The sequence below is a fragment of the Mycobacterium sp. P2_H7 genome (assembly GCF_056403275.1).
Window position 1 is genome coordinate 126,678 of sequence record NZ_JBFUFU010000013.1, and the last position, 24,126, is coordinate 150,803.

Annotated in this window: 22 protein-coding genes; 16 read left to right on the top strand and 6 right to left on the bottom strand. The window is 66.1% G+C overall.

Annotated elements, in window-relative coordinates:
- Positions 1–48: 48 nt before the first annotated feature.
- A complete protein-coding gene (locus AC1DY7_RS21085) occupies positions 49–1,344 on the bottom strand; it encodes a PQQ-dependent sugar dehydrogenase (protein ID WP_477495662.1) in 1,296 nt (431 codons plus the stop codon).
- Positions 1,325–2,086: a pirin family protein gene (locus tag AC1DY7_RS21090; protein ID WP_477495663.1), complete on the bottom strand. Its 762-nt coding sequence runs from the start codon at positions 2,084–2,086 to the stop codon at positions 1,325–1,327. Before AC1DY7_RS21090 ends, AC1DY7_RS21085 begins: the two co-directional genes overlap by 20 nt.
- A gap of 69 nt (positions 2,087–2,155) precedes the next feature.
- On the opposite strand from AC1DY7_RS21090, the gene AC1DY7_RS21095 reads away from it, so the two are divergent.
- A complete protein-coding gene (locus AC1DY7_RS21095) occupies positions 2,156–2,599 on the top strand; it encodes a MarR family winged helix-turn-helix transcriptional regulator (RefSeq protein WP_477495664.1) in 444 nt (147 codons plus the stop codon).
- On the opposite strand, the gene AC1DY7_RS21100 is transcribed toward AC1DY7_RS21095, so the two are convergent.
- A complete protein-coding gene (locus AC1DY7_RS21100) occupies positions 2,600–4,159 on the bottom strand; it encodes a class I SAM-dependent methyltransferase (protein WP_477495665.1) in 1,560 nt (519 codons plus the stop codon).
- A gap of 109 nt (positions 4,160–4,268) precedes the next feature.
- Here AC1DY7_RS21100 and AC1DY7_RS21105 point away from each other — a divergent pair, with 109 nt between their 5' ends.
- The gene (locus AC1DY7_RS21105; RefSeq protein ID WP_477495666.1) at positions 4,269–5,045 is read left to right on the top strand and encodes an SDR family NAD(P)-dependent oxidoreductase; all 777 of its coding nucleotides are present in this window, start codon (positions 4,269–4,271) and stop codon (positions 5,043–5,045) included.
- 55 nt (positions 5,046–5,100) lie between these two features.
- On the opposite strand, the gene AC1DY7_RS21110 is transcribed toward AC1DY7_RS21105, so the two are convergent.
- A complete protein-coding gene (locus AC1DY7_RS21110; protein WP_477495667.1) occupies positions 5,101–6,225 on the bottom strand; it encodes an NDMA-dependent alcohol dehydrogenase in 1,125 nt (374 codons plus the stop codon).
- 128 nt (positions 6,226–6,353) lie between these two features.
- On the opposite strand from AC1DY7_RS21110, the gene AC1DY7_RS21115 reads away from it, so the two are divergent.
- Complete coding sequence (locus tag AC1DY7_RS21115) at positions 6,354–6,842, top strand: VOC family protein (protein WP_477495668.1); 489 nt, start codon at positions 6,354–6,356, stop codon at positions 6,840–6,842.
- Here the strand turns inward: AC1DY7_RS21115 and AC1DY7_RS21120 are convergent.
- Positions 6,839–7,828: a sigma-70 family RNA polymerase sigma factor gene (locus tag AC1DY7_RS21120; RefSeq protein WP_477495732.1), complete on the bottom strand. Its 990-nt coding sequence runs from the start codon at positions 7,826–7,828 to the stop codon at positions 6,839–6,841. The genes AC1DY7_RS21115 and AC1DY7_RS21120 overlap by 4 nt on opposite strands.
- Before the next feature lie 49 nt (positions 7,829–7,877).
- Here AC1DY7_RS21120 and AC1DY7_RS21125 point away from each other — a divergent pair, with 49 nt between their 5' ends.
- The 6 genes from AC1DY7_RS21125 (at position 7,878) to AC1DY7_RS21150 (ending at position 14,633) form a co-directional block, all read left to right on the top strand.
- Positions 7,878–8,867: a lysophospholipase gene (locus tag AC1DY7_RS21125; RefSeq protein WP_477495669.1), complete on the top strand. Its 990-nt coding sequence runs from the start codon at positions 7,878–7,880 to the stop codon at positions 8,865–8,867.
- Between the two features lie 5 nt (positions 8,868–8,872).
- Positions 8,873–9,886, top strand: coding sequence for an alpha/beta hydrolase family protein (locus tag AC1DY7_RS21130; protein ID WP_477495733.1), 1,014 nt, complete (start codon positions 8,873–8,875; stop codon positions 9,884–9,886).
- Positions 9,887–10,685: 799 nt separating this feature from the next.
- Positions 10,686–11,474, top strand: a complete 789-nt coding sequence (locus AC1DY7_RS21135; protein WP_477495670.1) for a glycosyltransferase family 2 protein — start codon at positions 10,686–10,688, stop codon at positions 11,472–11,474.
- The gene (gene rfbF, locus AC1DY7_RS21140) at positions 11,471–12,250 is read left to right on the top strand and encodes a glucose-1-phosphate cytidylyltransferase (protein ID WP_477495671.1); all 780 of its coding nucleotides are present in this window, start codon (positions 11,471–11,473) and stop codon (positions 12,248–12,250) included. Before AC1DY7_RS21135 ends, rfbF begins: the two co-directional genes overlap by 4 nt.
- A 101-nt stretch (positions 12,251–12,351) precedes the next feature.
- The gene (locus AC1DY7_RS21145) at positions 12,352–13,602 is read left to right on the top strand and encodes a methyltransferase domain-containing protein (protein ID WP_477495672.1); all 1,251 of its coding nucleotides are present in this window, start codon (positions 12,352–12,354) and stop codon (positions 13,600–13,602) included.
- 2 nt (positions 13,603–13,604) lie between these two features.
- A complete protein-coding gene (locus AC1DY7_RS21150) occupies positions 13,605–14,633 on the top strand; it encodes an NAD-dependent epimerase/dehydratase family protein (RefSeq protein ID WP_477495673.1) in 1,029 nt (342 codons plus the stop codon).
- Here AC1DY7_RS21150 and AC1DY7_RS21155 read toward each other — a convergent pair.
- Complete coding sequence (locus tag AC1DY7_RS21155) at positions 14,617–15,171, bottom strand: dTDP-4-dehydrorhamnose 3,5-epimerase family protein (protein WP_477495674.1); 555 nt, start codon at positions 15,169–15,171, stop codon at positions 14,617–14,619. The genes AC1DY7_RS21150 and AC1DY7_RS21155 overlap by 17 nt on opposite strands.
- A 14-nt stretch (positions 15,172–15,185) precedes the next feature.
- Between AC1DY7_RS21155 and AC1DY7_RS21160 the strand changes: the two genes are divergently transcribed.
- From AC1DY7_RS21160 to AC1DY7_RS21190, 7 genes are read left to right on the top strand one after another with little or no spacing between them, the layout of a single operon-like run.
- Positions 15,186–16,262, top strand: coding sequence for a transferase (locus AC1DY7_RS21160; protein ID WP_477495675.1), 1,077 nt, complete (start codon positions 15,186–15,188; stop codon positions 16,260–16,262).
- Positions 16,259–18,157: a glycosyltransferase family 2 protein gene (locus tag AC1DY7_RS21165; RefSeq protein WP_477495676.1), complete on the top strand. Its 1,899-nt coding sequence runs from the start codon at positions 16,259–16,261 to the stop codon at positions 18,155–18,157. The genes AC1DY7_RS21160 and AC1DY7_RS21165 overlap by 4 nt, the downstream gene beginning before the upstream one ends.
- A complete protein-coding gene (locus AC1DY7_RS21170; RefSeq protein WP_477495677.1) occupies positions 18,157–19,599 on the top strand; it encodes a lipopolysaccharide biosynthesis protein in 1,443 nt (480 codons plus the stop codon). The genes AC1DY7_RS21165 and AC1DY7_RS21170 overlap by 1 nt, the downstream gene beginning before the upstream one ends.
- 52 nt (positions 19,600–19,651) lie before the next feature.
- Positions 19,652–20,362 (top strand): glycoside hydrolase family 16 protein, encoded by a 711-nt coding sequence (locus tag AC1DY7_RS21175; RefSeq protein WP_477495678.1) that lies wholly within the window; start codon positions 19,652–19,654, stop codon positions 20,360–20,362.
- 2 nt (positions 20,363–20,364) lie between these two features.
- Positions 20,365–20,748, top strand: coding sequence for a hypothetical protein (locus tag AC1DY7_RS21180; RefSeq protein ID WP_477495679.1), 384 nt, complete (start codon positions 20,365–20,367; stop codon positions 20,746–20,748).
- Positions 20,742–22,496 (top strand): hypothetical protein, encoded by a 1,755-nt coding sequence (locus AC1DY7_RS21185; RefSeq protein ID WP_477495680.1) that lies wholly within the window; start codon positions 20,742–20,744, stop codon positions 22,494–22,496. The genes AC1DY7_RS21180 and AC1DY7_RS21185 overlap by 7 nt, the downstream gene beginning before the upstream one ends.
- 23 nt (positions 22,497–22,519) lie before the next feature.
- The gene (locus tag AC1DY7_RS21190) at positions 22,520–23,986 is read left to right on the top strand and encodes a glycoside hydrolase family 140 protein (RefSeq protein WP_477495681.1); all 1,467 of its coding nucleotides are present in this window, start codon (positions 22,520–22,522) and stop codon (positions 23,984–23,986) included.
- The last annotated feature ends 140 nt before the right edge of the window (positions 23,987–24,126 follow it).

Sequence of the window (24,126 nt, forward strand, 5' to 3'; positions counted from 1 at the left end):
CAACTTTCGTCACGGCAGGATAACGCTTCTGCCACAAGACAATTGCGCCTAGCGGAGGCCTGGTCGCGCCAGCCGGTACACCGCGTCGGCGTAGTCGTCGGTGACGTACACCGCGCCGTCAGGACCGACGATCGCGGAAACCGGCCGGCCCCAACGGGATCCGTCGGCGGACTGGAAGCCACCGAGGAGGGTCTGTGCGGGTCCCAACGATCCGTTCTGCCACGGCAGGAAGGACACCTCGGGGGCGCGGGGTGGTTGCCGGTTCCAGGAGCCGTGCACGCCCAGCAGTGCGCCGGACGTATACGGGGCGGGCAACGCGCCATCGGTGAAACTCATGCCCAGTGGCGCGGAGTGGGCGCCGATGGTCTGTTCGGCGGGCGGCAGCGCCGCGCAGTCGAGTGCCTGCCCGTCGGGATTGGTCTGGACGTCGCGGATGAACGGGGCGTCGGAAGGACCGCCGACGGGATGGCAGTACGGCCACCCGAGCTCGCGGCCCGCGGTCAGCCGGGCGACGGCCTCGGGCGGGTTCTCGGCGACGTACTCGGGGCGCACCTGGCCGGTGGCCGGGTCGGCGATGTTGTCGCGATTGTTGATCGCAGTCCAGATGGATCCGTCGGGCCCGGTGGCCAGACCGGTGCCGTTACGGACCCCGGTCGCGAACGGCTCCGCAGGGCCGCCGCCGGGTGGAACCCGCATCACGGTGGCGCGCGGTGGTTCGGCCGTGCGGTCCCCAGCCGAGATGTTCCCGGTGGATCCGATCGAAAAGTACACGGCCCCATCGGGTCCGGTCGTGACACTCTTGAGCGCGTGGGAGTACGCGCCGCGTAGGTCGGGGCTGCGGGCGTCGGGCAGCCCGGTAGCGATCGGCCGGGGATTGGTGGCGGTGCCGTCGCGGTAGTCGTAGGAGGTGATCCGGTCGCTCTCGGCGACCAGCAGGGTGGCGCCGGCGAAGGCCAGGCCGTGCGGTTGGTCGAGCCCTTCGAGCAGGGGTGTGTTTTGTTCCGGTCGTACGGTCATCACCTGGCCGGTGCTCGGCAGCGAGACCAGCAGCCGCCCGTCCGGCGCCCACACCGCCAGCCTGGCCTTGGGCAATCTGGCCCACACCGACAGGGTCCACCCCGGCGGCACCAGGGCCTGGCGGGCGGTGTCGAAGGGCCGTTGGTTCAGACCCTCTGGGACGTCCACCGTCACAGGCACGAGACCGGCGGGCTTCGCGGCGGGCGCTGCGGGGGTGACCGGTACCGGGGTTTGCGGTGCCGGGGTGCTGTCTGTCGCGCAACCGGCCAGCAGCATCACCGTGGTGATGCTGCCGGCGAGAAGGCGGTCAGGCAGCCAGGCCTGCATGCATTTCCCACACCAGGACCTCGGCAGCGGTGGTGGCTGTCAGCCGTTGACCACCGGTGGCGGTGAGTCGGACGGCGTCCCCTTCGGCCAGCGGGCCGGCGCCCTCCAGGACGACGTCGCCTTGGGGCACGAACAGGTGCAGGTACGGCGCCTGGGGCAGTTCGACGGAATCGCCCGGCTGCAGCCGCGCCACGTGCATCGCGGCGAAGCGGTTTTGGATGCTGATGGCGGTCTCGCCGCGGTGCTCGGGCATGCCCGAGGCGACGGTGACCAGCCCTCCGCGGAGCAGTTCGTCGTCGATCTCCAGCTGCTGGTAGCCCGGGGTGATACCCGATTCATCCGGGACCACCCACATCTGCACGAAATGTACGGGCTCGGAATGGTTTTCATCGCCGGTCAACGTCCATGAGTCGTTCTTCTCGGAGTGCATGATGCCCCGGCCGGCCGACATGCGTTGCGCCAGACCGGGATAGATGACGCCCGAGTGCCCGGTCGAGTCCTGGTGTACCAGGGAGCCGCGCAGCACCCACGTCACGATCTCCATGTCGCGGTGCGGGTGGGTGTCAAAACCGGCACCCGGCGTGACGATGTCGTCGTTGTTGACCAGCAGCAGGCCGTGGTGGGTGTTGGCGGGGTCGTAGTGGTCGCTGAACGAGAAGGAGTGCTTGGAGTCCAGCCACGAGATCTTGGTGGCCGCCCGGTCGCCGGCGCGGCGGATGTCGATGGTTGCGGTACTGCTCATCGGGTTCTCCTTGCGATTCGATGCCAGCCTAGGTGCCGGTACTGGACACCACAACATAGATGATGTGTCATGTATTCCATGTGGCTGACCGACGACCGACAGCGGATCTGGCGTGACTACCTGACGATGAGTGCCCGACTGGAGGCCGCCATGAACCGGCAACTGCAGGCCGATTGCGGGCTGTCGCTGTCCGACTACGAGGTGCTCGTCGCTCTCGAGGAACGGCCCGGCTGCGCGATGAACGAGCTCGGGGAGCGGCTGGGCTGGGAGCAGAGCCGGGTCTCACACCAGTTGCGCCGGATGACCGACCGCGATCTGGTGGCCCGTCACGGCACCGACGGCGACCGCCGCGTGGTGACGGTCGAGATCACCGCAGCGGGCCGGGCGGCGCTGACCGCCGCGGCGCCGGGGCATGTGGCGCTGGTGCAGGCGGTGTTGTTCGACGATATGAACGCCGCGCAGACCGCCGCCGTGGGGCGGTGGCTGGCCCGTGCGGTGCAGCGGCTCGGGTGATCAGTTCAGCCGCACCAGCTTGAGCCCTGAGAGCCGTTCCCGCATCGTGCGCACGTGTTCGGTGAGCTCGTCCCGAGTTCCCGCACCGGCGGAGAGCAGCGCCTCGACCAACTGCTCGTCGTCCCGGCTGCCGTCGAGCAGCGGGACGAGGTGGCGGTCCAGGCTGTCCAGCGACACCGTCTCGTGCCAGCGGTTGAACGTCGACGCGTCGTCGTCCCGGGCGGTCAATTCGGCCACCCTCCTTGTTGATTCGTCGATCTTCAGCGGTGTGCCCACCGGCTCCGGCAGTACCGCGTCCAGTTGGTAATGCGCCTGGCCCTGCATCACCAGCACACTCGTCAGATCGTCGAGATGGGCGGGCAGGTCGGCGCTGGGTTGGGTCCCGGCGGCGACCAGTCGCGCACTCACGTCGGCCACCAGCTCGTCGTGGGACAACGTCCAGGGCCAGCGTGCGGTGAGGGCGTCCAGCGCCGCCTTGATGGCCGGGGCGTTGGTGAACAAGGTGGCACCGTCGGCCTGCTGAAATTCCTGGCGGGAATTGTCCAGCCGGGTCGGTCCGTCCAGCGCAGGCACGGAGGCTGCCAGGTGCAGCCGGCGGAAGCGCTCGGCACCGGGGTCGTAGTTGATCTGCGGCGCGCGGTCGGCGTGCACGAACAGAGACTGCCGGAATGTCCGGTTGGTGACGAAGTCCAGGTACTGCTCCACCAGGACCTGGGCGTTGCCGCAGTGCGCGGCCAGGTACTCGGCCACCTTCGGTCCGTGGTTCGCCGGAATCATCACCTCCGGCCGGGCCTCGCCCAGAAACGCCAGGCCGTGCGCGTTCGTCCGGGCCAGCACCTCGTAGAAATAGCGCGGGGTGTTGAACGCCTCCAGCTCGTCGTGCAGCAGGTAGGAATCGCCGAAGCCGTCATCGGAGGCCCGCCATTCGGCCAGCACGCTGGCCATCACACCACCCGCCGGAGACACCTCCTCCAGGAAATCGGCGATGCCGCGGGCCTGCTGCACCTTCTCGCCGGGTGTCTGGCTGCCCCCGCTCGCCAACATCATGGCGTCGCGCACGATCTCCTTGGCCTTCCAGCCCGGGTAGCAGTTGTAGCTGATGTAGGCGACGCCGTGCGGTGACAGTGTCGCCTGGATGGTGGCCAGCAGGGCCTCGGCCACGTCCTCGGGCACCCAGCTGTACACACCGTGGGCGATGACGTAGTCGAACCGGCCCAGCCCGGACAGATCCACCTTCGCCAGGTCGGCGGCGATCAACTGCATGTTCTGCAGGCCCAGCGCGTGGACCCGCGCCCGCCCCTGCTCGATCTGCACCTCCGAGAGGTCGATGCCCACGACCTCGGCGTCGGGATGCGTCGCGGCGAACGGCAGGATGTTTCCGCCTGCGGCACAGCCGATTTCGAGCACGCGGGCGGTGGCGACGGCTGGCGGCTGCAGCCCGAACAGGTGCGCAACGGCGGCCAGCGTCCCCGGCGCCGACTGGGGGAACGAATTCGAGACGTACGGCGTCTCGTCGTAGTCGGCCCGAAGCGTATCGCTCGCGTCAGTCACTGCGGTCACTCCTCTACCTTGGCAAAACTCCGCGGCACGCTACGCCGTCGAGGTGAACTGGAAGTGCCGGACGGGGTATCCGCCCTACCGACCGGTGGATAGGGGATATTCTGCGCTCGTGGATATCAATGGAGCTAGTGCAATCGTCACCGGTGGCGCATCGGGTATCGGAGCCGCCGCCGCACGTCAGCTGGCCGCCAAGGGCGCCAGGGTTGTCGTCGCCGACCTGAACGCCGAGCGCGGCCAGGAACTGGCGCACGAGATCGGTGGCGTCTTCGTCACCGTCGACGTCACCAACACCGACCAGATCGCCGACGCCGTGAACACGGCCACCGACCTCGGCCCGCTGCGCGCCCTGGTGAACTCGGCCGGTATCGGCTGGGCCCAGCGCACCATCGGCAAGGACGGCCAGTTCGACTCGGCGCACAACCTGGACGCCTACAAGAAGGTGCTCGCGATCAACCTGGTCGGCACCTTCGACGCGATCCGCCTGGCGGCCACCGCGATGAGCCGCAACGAGCTGACCGACACCGGTGAGCGCGGCGCGATCGTCAACCTCACCAGCGTTGCGGCATTCGACGGCCAGATCGGCCAGGCCGCGTACTCGTCGTCCAAGGGCGGCGTCGTGGGCCTGACCCTGCCGGTCGCCCGCGACCTGTCGGCCGTCGGCATCCGGGTGAACACCGTCGCCCCCGGCCTGATCGACACCCCCATCTACGGCGAGGGCGAAGCCTCCGAGGCGTTCAAGGCCAAGCTCGGTGAGTCGGTGCTCTTCCCGCACCGCCTCGGTAAGCCCGACGAGCTCGCCTCGATGGTGATCGAACTGATCACCAACTCCTACATGAACGCCGAGGTCGTCCGCGTCGACGGTGGCATCCGGATGCCACCGAAGTAGCAGCGCCCAAGCGAAAGGCCCCCGCTGTGCAGCGGGGGCCTTTATGCTCGGCGGGTTACCAGTCCGATTCGTCGAAGGTGACGACGCCGCGAATGTTGTTGCCGTCCAACATGTCCTGGTAGCCGGTGTTGATGTCTTCCAGCTTGTAGGTGCGGGTGATCATGTCGTCGATGTTGAGCAGCCCGGACTTGTACAGCGCGGTCAGCCGGGGAGTCTCGACGTGGCTGCTGCCGCCACCGAAGATGTTGCCCTTCAACGTCTTCTGCAGCATGGTGAACAGGAACAGGTTCAGCTTGACGTCGGCGTCGAGCATCGAGCCCATCCCGGTCACGACGCACGTGCCGGTCTTGGCGGTCAGGATCATCGCCTCTTCGATGTACTCGCCCTTCATGTCGCCGACGGCGATGATGACCTTGTCGGCCATCAGGCCGTAGGTGGTGTCGATGACGGGCGCGATCGCCTCGGCCATGGACGGGTACACGTGCGTGGCGCCGAACTTGATGGCCTGCTCGCGCTTCCACTCGTTCGGGTCGATGGCGATGACGTGCTTGGCGCCCGAGATCACCGCGCCCTGCAGGGCGCTCATCCCGATGCCGCCCACCCCGACGACGATGACGGTCTCGCCTGGCTTCACCTCGGCGACGTTGGTGGCCGAGCCGAATCCCGTCGGCACCGCGCACCCCATGATCGCGGCCGTCTCGAACGGGATGTCCTTGTCGATTTTGACGACCGAGTCCTTGTGCACCGTCATATACGGCGCGAAGGTGCCCAGCAGGTTCATCGGGGACACCTCGCGGCCGCCGGCGTGCACGCGCGACGTGCCGTCGGCGATGGCCTTGCCGCCGAGCAGCAGGGCGCCGCGGTCACACAGCGACCGGAAGCCCTTCAGGCACGGCGGGCACACCCCGCACGCCGGGATGAACGCGAGGATGACGTGGTCGCCCTCCTCGATCCCGGTAACGTTCTTGCCGACCTTGGTGACGACGCCGGCACCTTCATGGCCGCCGAGTGCGGGCAGGCCGATCGGGGTGGCGCCAGTGGTCAGGTGGTAGTCGGAGTGGCACATGCCCGCGGCATGTATCCGGATCTGGACCTCGTCGGCGACGGGGTCACCGAGATCGATCTCGTCGATGGTGAACGGTGCATTGAGTTCCCACAGCAGGGCGCCCTTGGTCTTCATGGACTGCGATCATAGAACAGGTTCTAGATTTGCGGCCAGCGACCTTGTGAGGTGCAGCTATGGCAGCTTCACTGAATCGTTCAGGTAGGCGGTCGATGATTCCCGGGGCGCCCGCCGGTCTACCTTGCATGACTCAGATCAACGCTCAGATCGTGCCCAATCTCTGGTTCGACCGGCAGGCCGAGGAAGCCGCCGCACATTACATCGCGGCTTTCGGCGGCAACGGCCGAATCGTGACCACCATCGACTCCCACCCCGACTCGCCGTCACCGCAGGACGTTCCGGTGGTGGTCGAGTTCGAACTCGCCGGCCAGCGGTTCGTCGGGATCAACGGGGGCCCGCAGTTCCAGTTCTCCGAGGCCGTCTCGCTCGAGGTGCGGGTCAGTGGCCAGGACGAGCTGGACCGGTTGTGGGCAGCACTCGTCGACGGCGGTTCCGAGCAGCCCTGCGGGTGGCTCAAGGACAAGTACGGCCTGTCTTGGCAGATCACCCCGAGCGAGTACTACGACCTGCTCATCGAGGGCGACGACGCGGCCAATGCCCGATTGATGAGCGCGGTGCTGTCCACCCACGGCAAGTTCGACATCGCCGCGCTGCAGGCGGCGTCGCGGGGTTAGAGCCGTTCGGGTAGCCCGAACGTCGCGAACAGTCGCGGCTCCATGAACGCCACCACGTGCGAGATGCCGTCGGGCGTGACATCCAGGACGTGCAACTGGAAGGCCTCGTGCACGTCGGTCTGCGGGTTGCGAAGGTACATCGCCGCCGCGGGCTGACCGTTGGCGCTGGTGGCGATGAATCGCATGTCGCCGGGAAACTCGGCGGGGCATTTGTGTTTGGAGAGCAGGCCGATGGCCTCCGGACCGCGGTACCAGGTGTCGAACGGGGGCATCTCCCAGATGGCTTCCTGGGTGAACAGCGTGACCAGCTTGTCGATGTCGTAGGCCTCGAACGCCGCGATGTAGTGGCCGAGCTGTTCCTGGGCCTCGGGGGATTCCGGAGCCGACAGCGTGTTGTCCGCGCTGGGGCCGACCTCGTCGAGTTGGGCGCGGGCCCGTTGCAGCAGACTGTTCACCGCGGCAGTGGAGCTGCCGATCGCGTCGGCGACTTCGGCTGCGCGCCATTGCAATACATCGCGCAGCACCAGCACCGCCCGTTGCCGCGGCGACAGGTGCTGTAGCGCGGCGACGAAAGCCAGCCGCACCGACTCCTTGGACTCCACCACCTCGGCGGTGTCGGGCAACGGCTCCAGCCATGGGACCTCGTGATGCTCGAGGATCTCGGTGGTCGGGTCCGAGCTGTCGGTGCCCAGGCCCGACGGCAGCGGGCGCCGCTGCTTGCTCTCGATGGCCGTCAGGCAGGTGTTGGTGGCGATGCGGTAGAGCCACGTGCGGGCCGAGGACTTGCCCTCGAAACCGCTGTAGGACTTCCATGCCCGCAGGAACGTCTCCTGCACGAGATCCTCGGCGTCGTGCACCGAACCGGTCATCCGGTAGCAGTGCGCCAAGAGCTCGCGCCGGTACTGCTGCGCATCCGCGAGGAACGCGTCAGGGGAGTCCGCCTTCGCGGAATGGCCTGTGATCTCTGTGAGGACGCTCACGGTCATGAGCTTACGCACCGGTACCGACAAGTCACCTCTTCGTTACGCTCGTCCGGTGGCCACCACGCGCAGTGAACGCAGCTTCGACGGTGTCGGGGGCACCCGCATCGTCTATGACGTCTGGACCCCCCCGGCGGGCGGGAGCGGAGCGACTAGGGGATCAGACACGGCGGGCGGGAGCGGAGCGACTAGGGGATCAGACACGGCGGGCGGGAGCGGAGCGACTGGGGGATCAGGCACGGCGGGCGGGAGCGGAGCGACTAGGGGATCAGACCCGGCGGGTAGGGATCCGAATGGCGTCGTCATCCTCTGCCACGGGTACGCCGAGCACGCCCGCCGCTACGACCACGTCGCGCAGCGGTTCGGCGAGGCCGGGCTGATCACCTACGCCCTCGACCTGCGCGGGCACGGACGGTCCGGCGGCAAGCGGGTCTTCCTGCGCGACATCTCCGAATACACCGCGGACTTCCATCACCTCGTCGGCCTGGCCACGGCGGCGCACCCCGAGCTCAAGAGGGTCGTGCTGGGGCACAGCATGGGCGGTGGAGTCGTTTTCTCCTACGGCGTGGAGCACCCCGACGACTATGCGGCGATGGTGCTGTCCGGTCCCGCGGTCTACGCCCAGGCCGCGGTGTCGCCGGTGATGACGGCGGTCGCCAAGGTGCTCGGCAGCCTGCTACCCGGCCTGCCGGTGGAGAACCTGCCCGCCGACGCCGTCTCCCGGGATCCGCAGGTGGTGGCAGCCTACGAGGCCGACCCGCTGGTGCACCACGGCAAGCTGCCCGCCGGGATCGCCAAGGCCCTGATCGGGGTGGGCGAGACCATGCCGCAACGCGCGTCCGCACTGACCGCCCCGTTGTTGGTGGTGCACGGCGGACAGGACAAGCTGATCCCGGTCGCCGGCAGCGAGCGCCTCGTCGAATGTGTGGCGTCCACCGACGTCAACCTGAAGGTATATCCGGAGCTGTACCACGAGGTGTTCAACGAACCCGAGCGTGCACTCGTGCTCGACGACGTGACCACCTGGATCGAGACCCGGTTGTGAGACGGCTGCTGCTGCTCGCGGCCGCACTGCTGCTGATTCTCGGTTGTTCGGCCTGCACCTCTGAGCCGAAAGGCTGGGTGGACGAGGACGTCAGCTTCGACGCCGACGGGCTCACGATCCACGGCACCTTCCGCCACCAGAACGGATCGGGCCCCGCGGCCCTGCTGATCTCCGAGAGCGGCCAGACCGACCGCAACGGGGACAACGCCGTCGCCGGCCCGGTCGGCAACATGCGGCAGCTGGCGGAGTACCTGTCCGATCATGGCGTCGCGACGCTGCGCTACGACAAGGTCGGCACCGGCAAGACGGGATTGGGTAAGTACAAGGACCATCCGGCCGATGTCGGCAGTGCCATCTACACGACCGGCGCTCGGGCGGCCATCCGGTTCCTGGCCGGCCGGCCAGGCGTCGACGCCGCGCGGCTGTCGGTATATGCGTTGGGCGAGGGCACCATTCACGCGATGAATCTCGCGTCGGACACCGCGCCGGACGCACCGAAGATCCACGCACTCGGTCTGTTCCAGCCGTTGTCGGGCCGATACCTGGACATCATCACCGGGCGTGTGCACGCCGATGTGGCGGCCGCGGTCAGCTCGGGAGCCAAGACGCAGGCGCAGGCCGACGCGGTGGTCGCGGCCTGGAATGCGGCGGTGGCCCAGGCGCGGACGCAGCACACGGCGCCGGAGAAACTGCCGGAGGGGTTGTCGGCGATCCTGAATGCCAAGAACGTCAACGCCGTCGTGGAGGCCGACGCCATCGACCCGATTGTGTTGGCAGGCAAGGTCCCCGGTGGGACACAGGTCCTGCTCACCTGCTCGGACGCCGACAACCAGGCCCGCTGCGAGGACGAGCAGCCGCTGATCGCGGCCCTCAAGCACACGGCGTTGACGGTCGTCCCCCTCAAGGGTGTCAACCATGTGCTGCGCGACGATGCGAGCGACAATGTCGCCAACTACGCGAAAAAGGACCCGCTCTCACCCCAATTGACCGAGGCGCTGAACGCATTCGTCGCGAAATGACCGCGCGCTGAGCACCATCGGGGAGTAGACCCCGGCATTCGCCGAGATGTGGCGGTCGAGGCTATCGACCTACCCGAATAGGGGCGGCGGGGCCGATGGCGGGACCCTGGCGAGGGCTGCGCGGTACCCGACGTAGCACAGAATCGTGTGTTGCCGCGACCACCACGCCGGATCAATCAGGGATTAGCGCCATGCCCACAGCGGACGCACAGTCACGTTTGCCGCATTCGCAGATCCTTTCGAGCGAGCCTTGCTGAATCAAGATCAGCCCTAGTGGGAGCTCTATATGGGTTTGCTGACACGCTTTGTAGTGACTCAATCAGCATTTGCCACGAAGCTGTGAACGAATCTTTGCTAACGAGGACGTAAATTTGCCATATTGACGACGAGCGAGCTGAAACCGAGAGTCATCGGCAACGTCCGACCGAGGTTTGTACCGCAGTCACATACAGCCCGCCTCGTCAATATGTGGCTTTGACCAGCTACGTTGCCGGTAGGGACCTTTCGAAAAGTTCCGTTAATCCATCGGCAACAGTTTGTCGTCCGGATGGATGACACGGCCCGTCGCTTATTTGCTGCATCTCTTGTCTTGCGTGAGATTTGCGTGCTACGTTCCCGTCCATCACTTCCGGCAGCGTCGCCGTAACCACCGTTTCGCAAATCAAACATCGTTTGCTCTCTCGGAAGCATCCATCCGGAAGGGCTTACTCAACCCTGCTCTCCGGAGGCGCCATGGCCTCCGTCGCCTTACCAATCACACGAAACTGCGAACACCGCGTCGCAGGATGGGAGATCGAACATGACCGAACTGGCTGCCGTGAACGGAGGCCACGTCACGCGTCCGAAACCGAGCGTCAGCTTGGTCATCCCGGTCCGCAACGAGGGTCGCAACATCGCCTGGGTGCTCGAACAGATTGCCGACGATGTCGACGAGATCATCCTGGTCGACGGCGAATCCACCGACTCGACCCTGATCACCGCCCGCACGTACCGCCCGGACATCCGCGTCGTGCAGCAGGTGGGCCCGGGTAAGGGAAGCGCACTGCGAACCGGTTTCCTCGCCGCCCAGAGTGATCTCATCGTCATGATGGATGCCGACGGCAGCATGGCGCCCCAGGAGATCCGGCACTACATCCACTTCCTCAGCAACGGTTACGATTTCGTCAAGGGATCGCGATTCGTCGGTGGCGGCGGATCGCTGGACATCACCCCGTTCCGCCGGCTCGGTAACCGCTTCCTGCTCCTGGTGTTCAACTCGGTGTACGACGCTGATCTGACCGACCTCTGCTACGGGTTCTGCGCGTTCAACCGGCGCTACCTGGACCTGCTGGAACTGTCGGCGACCGGCTTCGAGATCGAGGCGGAGATGACCGTGCGCGCCATGCAGGCGGGACTCCGGATCGCCGAGGTGCCGAGCCTGGAACTCCCACGTCGGTACGGAAAATCGAACCTGCGCGCCATCCGGGACGGCACCAGGGTGCTGCGGACCGTGCTGAAGGGGCATCGCTCCGGGCGGGTGCTCGAGGCGATCGCCAACCGTGGGACGCGTACCGCGGCACCCGCGCTGGTCCACGGTGCGGCGCGATGAAGGCCGTCATCCTCGCCGGCGGCCGAGGCACACGTATCAGCGAAGAGTCGGACAGTCGTCCGAAGCCGATGGTCGAGATCGGCGGCAAGCCCATCCTGTGGCACATCATGAAGATCTACGCCAACGCCGGAATCACCGATTTCGTTGTGCTGCTTGGCTATCGGGGCTACATGATCAAGGAATACTTCGTCAACTACTTCCTGCACATGTCGGACCTGAAGATCAATCTGGCCACCGACACGATCCAGACGCTGCAGTCCAAGACCGAGCCCTGGACCGTCACCCTGCTGGACACGGGGGAGAGCACCATGACCGGTGGTCGCCTGTTGCGTGCCAGGAAGTACATCGGCGACGAGCCGTTCTCCTTCACCTACGGCGACGGCGTGACCGATCTCGACATCCGGAAGGTGATCGAACATCACCGGGTGTCGGGGGCCACCGCGACAGTCACCGCCGTCCAGCCGCCGGCGCGCTACGGCAAGCTGCAGTTCGAATCCGACCGCGCGAACTTCAGCGAGAAGCCCACCGAGGAAGGTGGGTGGGTGAGCGGCGGCTTCTTCGTCGCCCAGCCCGAACTGCTCGACTACATCGACGGTGATGAAACGGTTTTCGAGCAGGAGCCGCTGCAGAAGCTCGCGAAGAACGGCGAGCTGACGGCCTACCAGCACGACGGTTTCTGGCGGGGAATGGACACCCTCTGGGACAAGATCTACCTCAACGATCTGTGGGAGAGCGACAAGGCTCCCTGGAAGACCTGGAGCGACGTCCCCGACTAGCGCCCAGCCGGGTACGGGGCCGTGATCGCGCATCGAGGCACCGTTCGCACCTCCACCTCGCCTCTGCATCATTGTCCCGACCTCAAGGAGCAGTATCCAAAATGCGTTGCCGTCTATGTGATTCCGACAATCTTCTCAGCGTCCTCGACCTCGGTGCGAGCCCGCCCTCGCAGAGTTTCCTGCGCGAGGATCAGCTCGATTCCGCCGAGCACACCGTCCCGCTGCACCTGCGGCTGTGTGAGTCGTGCCTGCTGCTGCAGATCCCGGCCCTCATCACGTCCGAGGAGACCTTCACGGAGTACGCGTACTTCTCGTCCTTCTCCGACTCCTGGTTGGAGCATGCCAAGCAGTATGTCGAGCAGGCCACCGAACGCCTGAACCTGGGTGCGGACTCGTTCGTGGTCGAGGTCGCGAGCAACGACGGCTATCTGCTGCGCAACATGGTGAGCACCGGCATCCCGTGCCTGGGCATCGAACCCTCGGTCAATGTCGGTGCGGCAGCGCGTGAATCGGGAGTGCCCACCCGAACCGACTTCCTCGACGAGGAAGTGGCCGCCGCCGTCCGCGCGGAGCACGGCCCTGCCGATCTGGTGGTGGCCAACAATGTCTACGCGCACATCCCTGATCTGCTGGGGTTCACCCGCTCCTTGCGCGGGCTGATGAGTGACGAGGGCTGGCTGACCATCGAGGTGCACCATGCCCTGAATCTGGTGGCACTCGGGCAGTTCGACACGATCTACCACGAGCACTTCCAGTACTACACGGTGTTGTCGGCGATGCGTGCCCTCGCCACCGCAGGACTGGCCCTGGTCGACGTCGAACTTATTCCGACACATGGGGGTTCGCTGCGACTGTGGGCTCGGCCGGAGGGCTGCGCCCAGCCGCCGAGTGACGGGGTGGCCGAAGTGTTGCGCATCGAAGAAGAGGCCGGCCTGCACCATGCCGAGGGCTACCTGAGCCTGCGGCCGCGGACCGAAGCCATCCGGCAGGACCTGCTGAGGTACCTGCTGGATTGCCGCGCGCAGGGCAAGCGCGTCGTCGGGTACGGGGCGCCCGCCAAGGGCAACACCCTGCTCAACTACTGCGGCATCCGAACCGACCTGCTCGAGTACACGGTGGACCGAAACCCCTACAAACAGGGTCTGTTCACGCCGGGGACGCGTATCCCGATCGTCGATCCCGCGCAGATCGACAGGGACCAGCCGGATGTGGTGCTGGTGCTGCCCTGGAACCTGGAGCGCGAACTGGAGCAGCAGTTGGCCTACATCGGCGCATGGGGTGGGCAATTGGTCTTCCCCCTGCCCACGCTGCACGCCGCGGAGCTCCGCACCCAAGAAAAGGCGGGGATCTGACGATGAAGGTACTGGTCACCGGACACCAGGGCTATATCGGCACGATCATGGTGCCACTGCTGCAGGCGGCCGGCCATGAGGTGACGGGTCTGGACTGTGGTTTCTTCGCGGACTGTGTGCTCGGCACACCACCGCAGGATCCCCCCGGCATCCGGGTGGATCTGCGCGACGTGACCGTCGACCAGCTCGCCGGCTTCGACGCGGTGATCCACCTGGCGGCACTGTCGAACGATCCACTGGGTGCGCTGGCCCCCGAGATCACCTACGACATCAACCACCACGCCTCGGTTCGGTTGGCGCGCTTGGCCAAAGAGGCGGGTGTCCGCCGATTCCTGTACGCCTCGACATGCTCGGTCTACGGGTCGGCGGGTGCCGGCCTGGTCGACGAGAACGCACCGCTGCGCCCGCTCACGCCGTACGCCGAGAGCAAGGTCAGGGTCGAGGACGACGTGGCGGCGATCGCCGACGACTCCTTCTCGCCCGTCTTCCTGCGCAACGCCACGGCCTTCGGCTTCTCACCCCGGTTGCGGGCAGACATCGTATTGAACAACCTGGTCGGGCACGCGGTGCTCACCGGCGAGGTCAAGGTGCTCTCGGACGGCACGCCCTGGCGTCCGCTCGTGCACATCCGCGACATCTCCGCCGCATTCCTCCTGGCGCTGGAGGCACCGATCGCCAAGATCCATTGTGCGGCTTACAACGTCGGTACCGAAGCGAACAACGTGACGGTCGCCGACATCGCCCAGTGCGTGGTCGACGCGGTTCCCGGCTCCGTGTTGCGGATCACCGGTGAGACCGGAGCGGATCCGCGCTCGTACCAGGTTGACTTCTCGGCCTTCCGGCGGGCACTCGGATTCGACGCCGCATGGTCTGTCGCCGACGGCGCCGTCCAGCTCTATGGGGCCTACGTGTCGGCCGGGCTCACCGAGCCGGACTTCAAAGCCAAGTTCACCCGGCTGGCGATCCTCGATTCGTTGCGCAGCAAGGGCTCGGTGGATCCCACGATGCGATGGGTCAAGGCAGTTGCCTGAGCAGGGCCGCCCAGCTGGGGGCGCCGGCGTCGCGGGGCGATATCACCGTGACGGGCTGCGGCCACGTGATGGCGAGGTCCGGATCATCATGGGCCACAGCAAGATCCTCGGCCGGATTGTGTGGCCGGTCGATGCGGTAACACACGTCCGCGGTGCTGGTGAGGGCCTGGAAGCCGTGCAGAAAGCCCGGCGGAACGAACAGGTGGTGGAACGCGTCGTCATCGAGGCGGAAGGCCTGTCGGCGACCGAACGTCGGAGATTCCCGTCGGATGTCGACGAGCACGTCGTGGATGGCGCCATTGGCGCATCGGATGAGTTTCGACTCGCCCGCACCCGACCGGCCGTGCATACCCCGGACCACGCCCTGGGCGGACCGGGACTGGGAATCCTGCACGAACGACGCGGCGGCGCCGGGTCTGCCGACATGGGCATCGAAGATGTCGGCATCGAAAGTCCGCGTGAACAGGCCGCGACTGTCGCGCGACGGTTGCGGCACCAGGACGAGAACATCTGCCAGATCCGTTGTTTCGATTCGCACAAGGAAATGTTGCCATGAATCAGTGCAGAGGATGCGGCGAAACCGGGCTCTCGACGGTACTTGATTTCGGCAAGGTGCCGGCGCCGGACCACTTTCCACTCGCGTCGGAACCGGTGCTCCCCGAGGAGGTCTGCCACGGGCTGAGCATCGACCTGTGCCCTTCGTGCGGACTGGCGCAGCTCGCCGAGGACGACACCGGCGGTGAAGAGGCGCACGGTGTCGAACCCCAGGCGCTGCGAGACCAGGCGGCGCTGGCCGTCAAACAGCTTGCCGTCGAGGGCTGGTTGCGAGGCAGCACCGTCCTGGAGTTCGACAGCCCGCACAGCGGGACGTGGGTGCCGCATGTCCTGGAGTACGGCTTCCACACCTCGTCGGTGGACGCCGACGTCGTGCTCGACTGCTTCGGCATCATGCACGAGCCGGATCAGCGCGCTTCTTTCGCGCGGCGTGCGGCGGCGACCCGTGCGGGCGGGACGTTGTTCATCCAGTACCAGTCCATCACCACGATCCTCGAGCAAGGGCAGTGGAATGCACTGCGGCACGGACATTTCGCGTACTACTCGCTGACGTCGTTGCAGAACCTGCTCGGCGCCGTGGGCATGTCGGTGGCAGCTGCCTGGGACTTCGACCTGTACGGCGGGACCATCCTGATCGCCGCGGTGCACGGGCAGGTCGAACCCGACGGGTCGGTGGCAGCGATCCTCGATCGGGAAGCCGCGATCGGGGTCACCACCGCGACATCGATCGGACGGCTGCAAGAACTCGCCGATGAGGACGTCGACTCGCTGCGTTCCTGGCTACAGGACCAAGCCGCCGCCGGTCACACCGTTTACGGCTATGCCGCGGCGTCCAAAGCGGTCTCGCTGTTCAGCCGTGCCGGGATCGATACGCGCCTGATCGCGGCCGTCGCCGATGCCTCGCCCAACAAGCAGGGCAAGAGGATGCCCGGCACCGACATCCCGATCATCTCGCCCGAGGAAATGCTTGCCGCACGACCGGATCGGGTGCTGCTGACACTGGCGGATCTGCTCCCCGAGGTCAGCGCGAGGTATCCCGAACTCCACGGGAAATGGAAGGCACACGGCCAGTGACGATTCACGCACACACCGAGCCCAGCGATCAGGATGCCGAACGCTCCGAGGAGAGTGCCCGGCCTCTGGTATCGGTGTGCATACCCGCGTATCAGGCCGCGCGATATCTGCAGGCCACCATCGACAGCATCCTGGCCCAGACCTACCGTGACTTCGAACTGGTGATCGTCGACAACAACAGCACCGATGGGACGCGCGAGATCCTCGACGCGATCACCGACGACCGGGTCCGCGTGATCACGAACGTGGCGACGATACCGGCGATCGACAACTTCAACTGCGCGGTTCGGCACACGCGTGGTGAACTCGTGAAACTGGTCTGCGCCGACGACCTGCTCACGCCGGACTGCCTGGGCCGGCAGGTCGCCGTCCTCGTGGATTCCCCGGAGGTGGCGCTGGTCGCGGCGAAGACGGACTTCGTCGACGACGACGGTCAGCTGATCGTGGAGGCGCGTGGCCTGCGCGGTCTGGAGGGCCGGCATTCGGCCGACGTGACGGTCAGGCGGTTGGTGCACAACGGCGGCAATCCGATCGGCGTACCTGTGGCAGTCATGTTCAGGCGCAATGACTTCGACCGTTGCGGCGGGTTCCGCAGCGAGCAACCGTTCCTTGCTGATCTCGACCTGTGGGTGCGCCTTCTCCACCACGGGGACTTCGTCGGCCAGCCGGGCACTCTGGGGTCGTTCCGGGTGCGCAGTGAATCGGTCTCCGGGCTGACCTCTGCCCGTTCCCAACTCGCCGCCCACCTGGCCTTCGACAAGGTGCTGCGGACAGACACGCGCTGGAACATCACCGGCACCGATCGGATTCGCGGACGGATCGGGTGCTACGAGAACATCGTGCGACGGCTTCTGTTGTTTGCCYTCGCGACCTTGCGGGTGTCGCAGGGCACCGGCGCCCGCCGGGACGTGGTGCCGCCCGCCCCGGCCGTGGGTCAACGGGCCGAGACGTTGTCGGTGGTGATCTGCGCATATACCTTGTTGCGCTGGGACGAACTCTGTGCCGCGGTCGAATCGGTACTGGCGCAGGAGTTCGCGGTCCTGGAGGTGCTCCTGGTCATCGACCACAATCCGGATCTGTACGACCGCGCCTTCCTGCAGTTCGCGGCGCGTGATCGGGTCACGGTGTGCGAGAACATCCATCAATCCGGTCTCTCCGGCGCGCGCAATTCCGGTGTCGAAGCCGCGACCGGAGACATCGTCGCATTCCTCGACGACGATGCCGCGGCAGAGTCCGGCTGGGCCGCGGCCCTGATGGCGCACTATCAGGACGGTGCCGTGGCGGGCGTCGGCGGCTATGCGGAACCGGTCTGGCCGCAGACCAGGCCCGCCTGGATGCCCGGCGAGTTCGACTGGGTGGTCGGCTGCAGCTATATCGGGCAGCCGACGGCGCCTGCGGCGGTGCGTAATCCGCTGGGCTGCAACATGTCCCTGCGTCGGTCGGTGTTCGCCGAGGTCGGCGGATTCAACTCGGAGGTGGGGCGTGTCGGCTCGCACCCGGTGGGGGGCGAGGAGACCGAACTGTGCATCAGGCTCGCCGCCAGGTGGCCGCACAGCCGGATCCTGTTCGATCCCGACATGCGGGTGCGACACCACGTTTCGGCTGATCGCACGACGCTGGCGTACTTCGTCCGGCGCTGCTACCACGAGGGAATGTCCAAGGGCATCGTCTCGGAATTGGCCGATTCGCGCGAGGCGCTGGGAACAGAACGCTCCTACGCGAGCCGCACGCTGCCCAGGGGCGTGCTGCGGGAATGGATGTCGTTGAGCCGGGACGGCTTCGCCAGGGGCGCGACCATCATTCTCGGACTGGCCGTCACCACGGGCGGGTATGTCAACGCGAAGGTCCGCCGCACGTTGGCGCGTGTCGCCGGCGCCGAGGAGTTGGGATCCTGATGAGAAGTGGGGTCAAGGCGGCTGACCGGGACCTTCCGGCGGAGTCGAATCTGAGCGTCAACACGATCGCGTTGATCCTGTCGAACGGCCTGGTGTGCGTGGCGGGAGTGTTCTTCTGGGGCGCGGCTGCCCGGATGCTCCCCGCCAGCGACGTCGGCGTGGCTGCCGCACAGATCACGTCGGCGCTGATGCTCTCCACATTGGCCATTCTCGGCGTCGACCGGTTCTACGAGCGCTTCCTGCCGGTGGCCGGTGATCGGGCGGGAACGCTGCTACGGCAGGGCTTCCTGCTGGTTGCCGTGACGTCGCTGCTGGCCGGGATCGTGTTGGTGCTCGTCGGCCCGCGGCACGAGTTGTTCAAGACCGGATGGTCGATGGTCGGCTACCCCGTACTGGTGATGGTGATCGCGATCTTCGTCCTGCAGGACAAGGCGTTCACCGGTTTGGGCGTCGCCCGATGGGTGGCGGTGAAAAACCCGCTGCACGCCGTGGCGAAGTTGGTGCTGCTGATCGTGCTGGCCAAGACCGCCGCGATGGGTGCGGTGACGATCGCCTGGGGTGTCACCGCGGCGGTCATCGCGGTGGGCGTCTTCGTCGCGCTCGACCGCCGTTGCCGCCGTGTCCCGCGCTTCCGGGTCCCCGCGGCGCTACCGCCGTGGAAGGAGATCTGGTCGTACTTCGGCGCGTCGTTCGGGATCACCGCACTGCTGTCCATCGGCGCTCTGGTGGTACCGCTCATCGTCATCGCCCAGATCGGCCCGGTGGCCAACGCGCACTTCCAGATCGCCTGGCAGCTCATCGGAGCTCTGTATCTCACAGTGCATTTCGTGGTCAGTCCGTTCGTCGCCGAGGTCGCCGCCCATCCCGACAAGGTAGCTGCGCTGTCCTGGCGGATGATGCGCATGTTGATGCTGGTGGCAGGCACCGGTGCTGCCGGGCTGCTGATCGCCGGTCCGATCATGCTGTCGGTGATCGGAGCGGAATACCGCGAGGGTGGGGCCGGGCTGCTCCAACTCGCCGCCGTCTTCATCCCGCTCTCCGTCATCGGTGCCGCGTATGAGGGCTTTGCGCGTGTGCAGCGCAAACTCCGGCTGCAACTCGCGGTCACACTGTGCGCCACGGTCATCGTGATCACCGGTTCGCTGCTCGGCACCCGACACCTCGGGGTCGAGGGCGTCGGGTGGGCCTACATTGCCGCCGAGGGGTTCTCGGCATGCGTGCTCATCGGGCCGGTCGTCGTGTGGCTGCGCCGGCGCATGCATCTGGGGCTGCCGAAAGAGATCGGCCTGACCGATACTCCCGACGGTATGCCAGCGGTGCGCACCGATGTGCCGAGCCTGGATGCCATTTTCCTCTCCGACGTGGCGCTGCTTCCCGGTGCCGAACGCGACCGGGTCCCGGCGGAGGCCGTGCCCGCCCTACCCCGGGTGGGTTCGGATTAGCGGGGCGCCCCGGCGCGCATCGCGCGCGACCCGAGGCGTCGCACTGATCGGTGTGCTCGGTCTTGCCGCATCGGGATGCRGCTGGCCGGGCACGGCCCACTCGGAAAGCGAGAACTGCCGGGCGACCGCGGCGCAAAAGTACGGGTGGGGCGTGCCGAATCGCGATGACGAATTCAATGACCCTGCGGCATTGAAAGATTGGATTGTCTACGACGGAAAAGGTCACGCGGGCAACGGGCGCCGCACTCCCGCCGCGATGTCCGTCGCCGACGGAATGTTGACCATCACCGGCGACGAGCAGGGCCACACCGGGGGAATGGGCTGGTATCCCGGCCAGTTGTACGGCCGCTGGGAGGTGTGTGTCCGGTCCTCCGTGGGACCGGAGTCCTACCACTCGCTGGCCTTGCTGTGGCCGGATGCCGAAGACTGGCCGGCCGGCGGCGAGGTCGATTTCATGGAGGTCGTCGACCCGACGAGGCAGAGCGTGCAGTTCTGGATCCACTACGACCCCGACGGCAAGAAGGAGAGCAGGGAGCTTCCAGTCGACGCGACGGCCTGGCACAGCTACGCAGTGGAATGGAATCCGTCGCACGTCATGTATTTCGTTGACGGTGAACCGCTTTGGGAGATCACCGAGCCGGCTCGGATACCGCCGCGCGCGATGCATCTGTGCCTTCAACTGGATTATTTCGGCGGGCCCGCGATTCCGGGCGCGCAACAAATGGTCGATTGGGCTCGTCAATACGGAATGGAGGGCAAGTAATCGTGGCAACATATCGATCCACTGTCAGCACGCACTACGGCAGTGAACCGGTCGCGAAGACCGCGGTCGTCGCCGGGGTCTGTGGCATCTTGTCCACCGTTCCCGTCGCGCCTGTCCTGCAGGCATTGTTCCTGCTGCTCCTCGTGCTCGCCGGCGTCGGCAGCGCCGTGATGTGCTGGGTCGACCTGCCGCCGGCGCCGCTGTTCGCGGCGTTGGTGGGCATCAGCATCACCTCCGCGATGTCGCTGGCGGTGGTGATGGCATGGATAGGCATCTGGTACCCGGTGGTGTCGTGCCTGCTGCTCTCTGCCGGCGTGCTCTGCTCCGGTCTCCTGCGGGTGCGCTCACTGCGGCGGGCGTCGGCGACGACGAGCCTGCCATGCTGACTGTGGATGTGGACGACACCGACGTCCACGAATTGCCGGTCAGAGGGCGCAGATTCGGTCTGTCCGCCCGGCATCAACCGATGGTGCTGTTGGTGGTGGCCATGGTCGTCTGGCTGGTGGCGCTGCCACTGCTCCGGCAGGCCACCGACGACCACGTCGCGGGCCAATACGGACTGTTGCCGACGACGGGCGGGACACTGCTGCTCGTCAGTCTCTGTGTGTCATTGGTCGCGTTCATCTGGGCGGTCGCAGTCAACAGTGTGGGCGTCGCGGCTCTCGCCATCGTCGGTGTGACGCTCGTCGAACGGGTGACCGCCACGCTCATCACGGATCTACCGCTGTATGTGTGGACGTATCGGCACATCGGCATCGTCGAGTTCATGATCCACAATCACGAGTCGCCACACATCCAGATCTACGGCGACTGGCCCAGTTTCTTCGCCATGATGGCATGGTTCAGCACCATCTCGGGCCTGGACCCCGTGATCGTGGCGCATTGGTTTGCGCCGGTGGCGGCGCTCCTGATCGCCATCTTGATCGGGGTGCTGACCATGAGTGCGGGATTCAGCGTCCGGGCCGCTCTGGTCGCCGCCATGCTTGCCGCGATCCTCAACTGGACCGGACAGGACTACTACTCACCGCAGGCAGTGGGATTCATTCTGGCGCTGACCATTCTGTCGCTGCTGCTGTACTCGAAGAAGCTGCCCTTGGCGGGGTACATCTCCATCCCGCTGTTCGCGGTCTTCGCCGCGACACACCAGCTGACCCCGGTCTGGCTTTGCCTTCTCACCGTTGCGCTCGCGGTGTTCAACCAGATCACGCCACGCTGGTTGGCCCTGGTGTACGCAGCGATTCTGGCCACCTATGTGGTTCCGCGGCTGGGGCGAGCCGGCCGCTTCGATCTGTTCACGGGGTTCAACCCGTTCAAGAACACCGAAGTGGTCGCCGCCGCGCGGGGGTCGGACGGTCGTGAATTCACCACCATGGTGGACCGCGGGGTGTCGGTCACCGTCTGGTTGCTGGCACTGTTGTGCTTCTTCGTGATCTGGCGGAAATACGGGGCCCCTTGGGCTTTGGCTCTGATCGCCTTCTCGTCGATGGCGATCCTGGCCGGCCAGAATTACGGCGGCGAGGCAGTCATCCGGGTGTATCTGTATTCGTTGGCCGGTGCCGCGATTCTCATCGCGGTGGTGATCGCTTCGATCAGCGACATCCGGCGGCGAGTGTTCGCGATACCCGCCTGGATCATGGCGGGGCTGGTGGTGATCGCCTTGGGTGCGGGTTCACTGCAGGGTTATTACGGTGGCTGGAACCATGTGACGGTGACCAGCTCGCAACTGGAGCAGAGCCGAGGGCTACCGTCGGCCACCCAGGGCCGGTTCATCATCGGAACCCTGGCCCAGCCGGTGGGCTGGCCGGAGGGCTCGACCGCCGAGCAGGTCAGCCACAAGCTGCAGGACCCGAGCTATGACGCCGTACTCGATTCTGTGCGTTCCTCTTTGATGCACAAGAAGAAGGCGACGGCTCATGATGTCGATCTGCTGGAGAGCGCCTTGCCGAAGATCGGCCCCATTCGCACCCTGTACATCATTCTGCCCCGGCAGGCGATCGCCTACGGCGAGTATCTCGGCTGGTATCCGGTGACATTCATCCCCAGCCTGATCGAGCGCATCTCCAAGACGGAGGGGTGGTCGAAGGTGAGCGAGGATGACGACACCGTCATCTTCGCCTACGTGAAGAAGAAGTGATCAGCTCCGAAGGGGGTGAAGGTATGCGGCTCAAGCGATCCGAGGTCCGGAAGGCCAAACGGGAAGAAGAAGGCAGGCGGCGCAAGATCGGCTGGCGGCGGATATTGATCGTCGGTCTGCCGACGCTGTTGTTCGTCGTGATGGGGGTGGACAGCGGGATCGGCGCGGGGTCGAGCCGACTGCAGATCGACCCGGACATCACCGTCAGCAGCAACGGCCGCTACTTTGTGGACCCGGTCGGCGACCCGTTCTTCTGGGTGGCCGACACGGCATGGGGGATGCCGGTGGACCTGAACCGCGACGAGGTGGCCCAGTATCTCGATACACGAGCCAAGCAGGGCTTCAACGTCATTCAGGTGGTCGGCATCTTCAATCAGGCCGGCGGACCCGGACCCAACCGCTACGGCGACTATCCCTACGACAAGGATCTGTCCCGGCTCGCGATCACGGATGGCTCTGACCCCAGTAATCCCGAGCAGTACGACTACTGGGACCACCTGGACTACATCATCGAGCAGGCCAACGTCCGCGGGATACGGGTGGCCCTGGTCCCGATCTGGGGCCACAAGATGGCGGGCTCCGTCCTGACGCAGGACAACGCCTTCGAGTACGGCAATTTCGTCGGCACCCGCTACCGCAAATCCCAGGTCGTCTGGGTGCTGGGCGGAGACACACCCGCCGCCGGTACGGAAAAGATCTGGGCCACCTTGGCTCGTGGCATCGCGACCGGTGTCACCGGTGTCGAGGACTACAAGACGCCGCTGATGACCTACCACCCCATCGGTGGAACCGACAGCTTGCAGTGGTTCGCCAGTGCTCCGTGGCTGAGCTTCGACATGGCGCAGGGCGGACACTGCCTGCGGTATGAGGAACGCCGGAAGATGCTCGACGCGGCCTATCAGGCCAAGGTCACCAGGCCCTTCCTCGACGGCGAGCAGATCTATGCCGAGCACCCCTATTGCTGGAAGTCCGAGGACGGTTACTCGACTCCACTGGATGTCCGACGCGACGCGTACTGGGCGGCCTTCGCCGGCGCGGCTGGTGTCACGTACGGGCATCACAGCGTGTGGCAGTTCGTCGGGGCGACCAGCCTGGCGCCGGAACTGGGCGCCATCGGTGACTGGCAGTCGGCCATGGAGGATGCGGCGGCCTGGCAGATGCGCTATCTGGCAGATCTGATGAAGGCGCACCCCTGGTACCGAGGTGTGCCGGACCAACAGTTCATCAAGTCGCGCATTGTTGCGGGACCCGAACGGCTGCAAGGATTTCGCGCCTCCGATGGCTCGTTCGCGATGGTGTACAACCCGGGCGGTGGCGAAGCGGTCGATGTCGATCTGTCGGTACTGACCGGTCGTCAGGTCCGGCTGTCTTGGTTCGACCCGACCACAGGTGAATACACCAAGGTGGGCGTTCGGCCGAAGGGGCGTTACACCTACGTTCCTCCGACGCCCGATGACTGGGTACTCGTGGCCGAAGCCGTCCCGGACTGACATTCGCTCTCCGTTAATCTGTTCATAGGCAATGAATTTGAGCGCATGCGGGCGACCTGTTGCGCTCTCCGCCGAGCTTGCCCTGCCGAGTTGACACGTCCCACAGGCGCTGTGAAGATAGTTCACAGGTAAGTCACAGC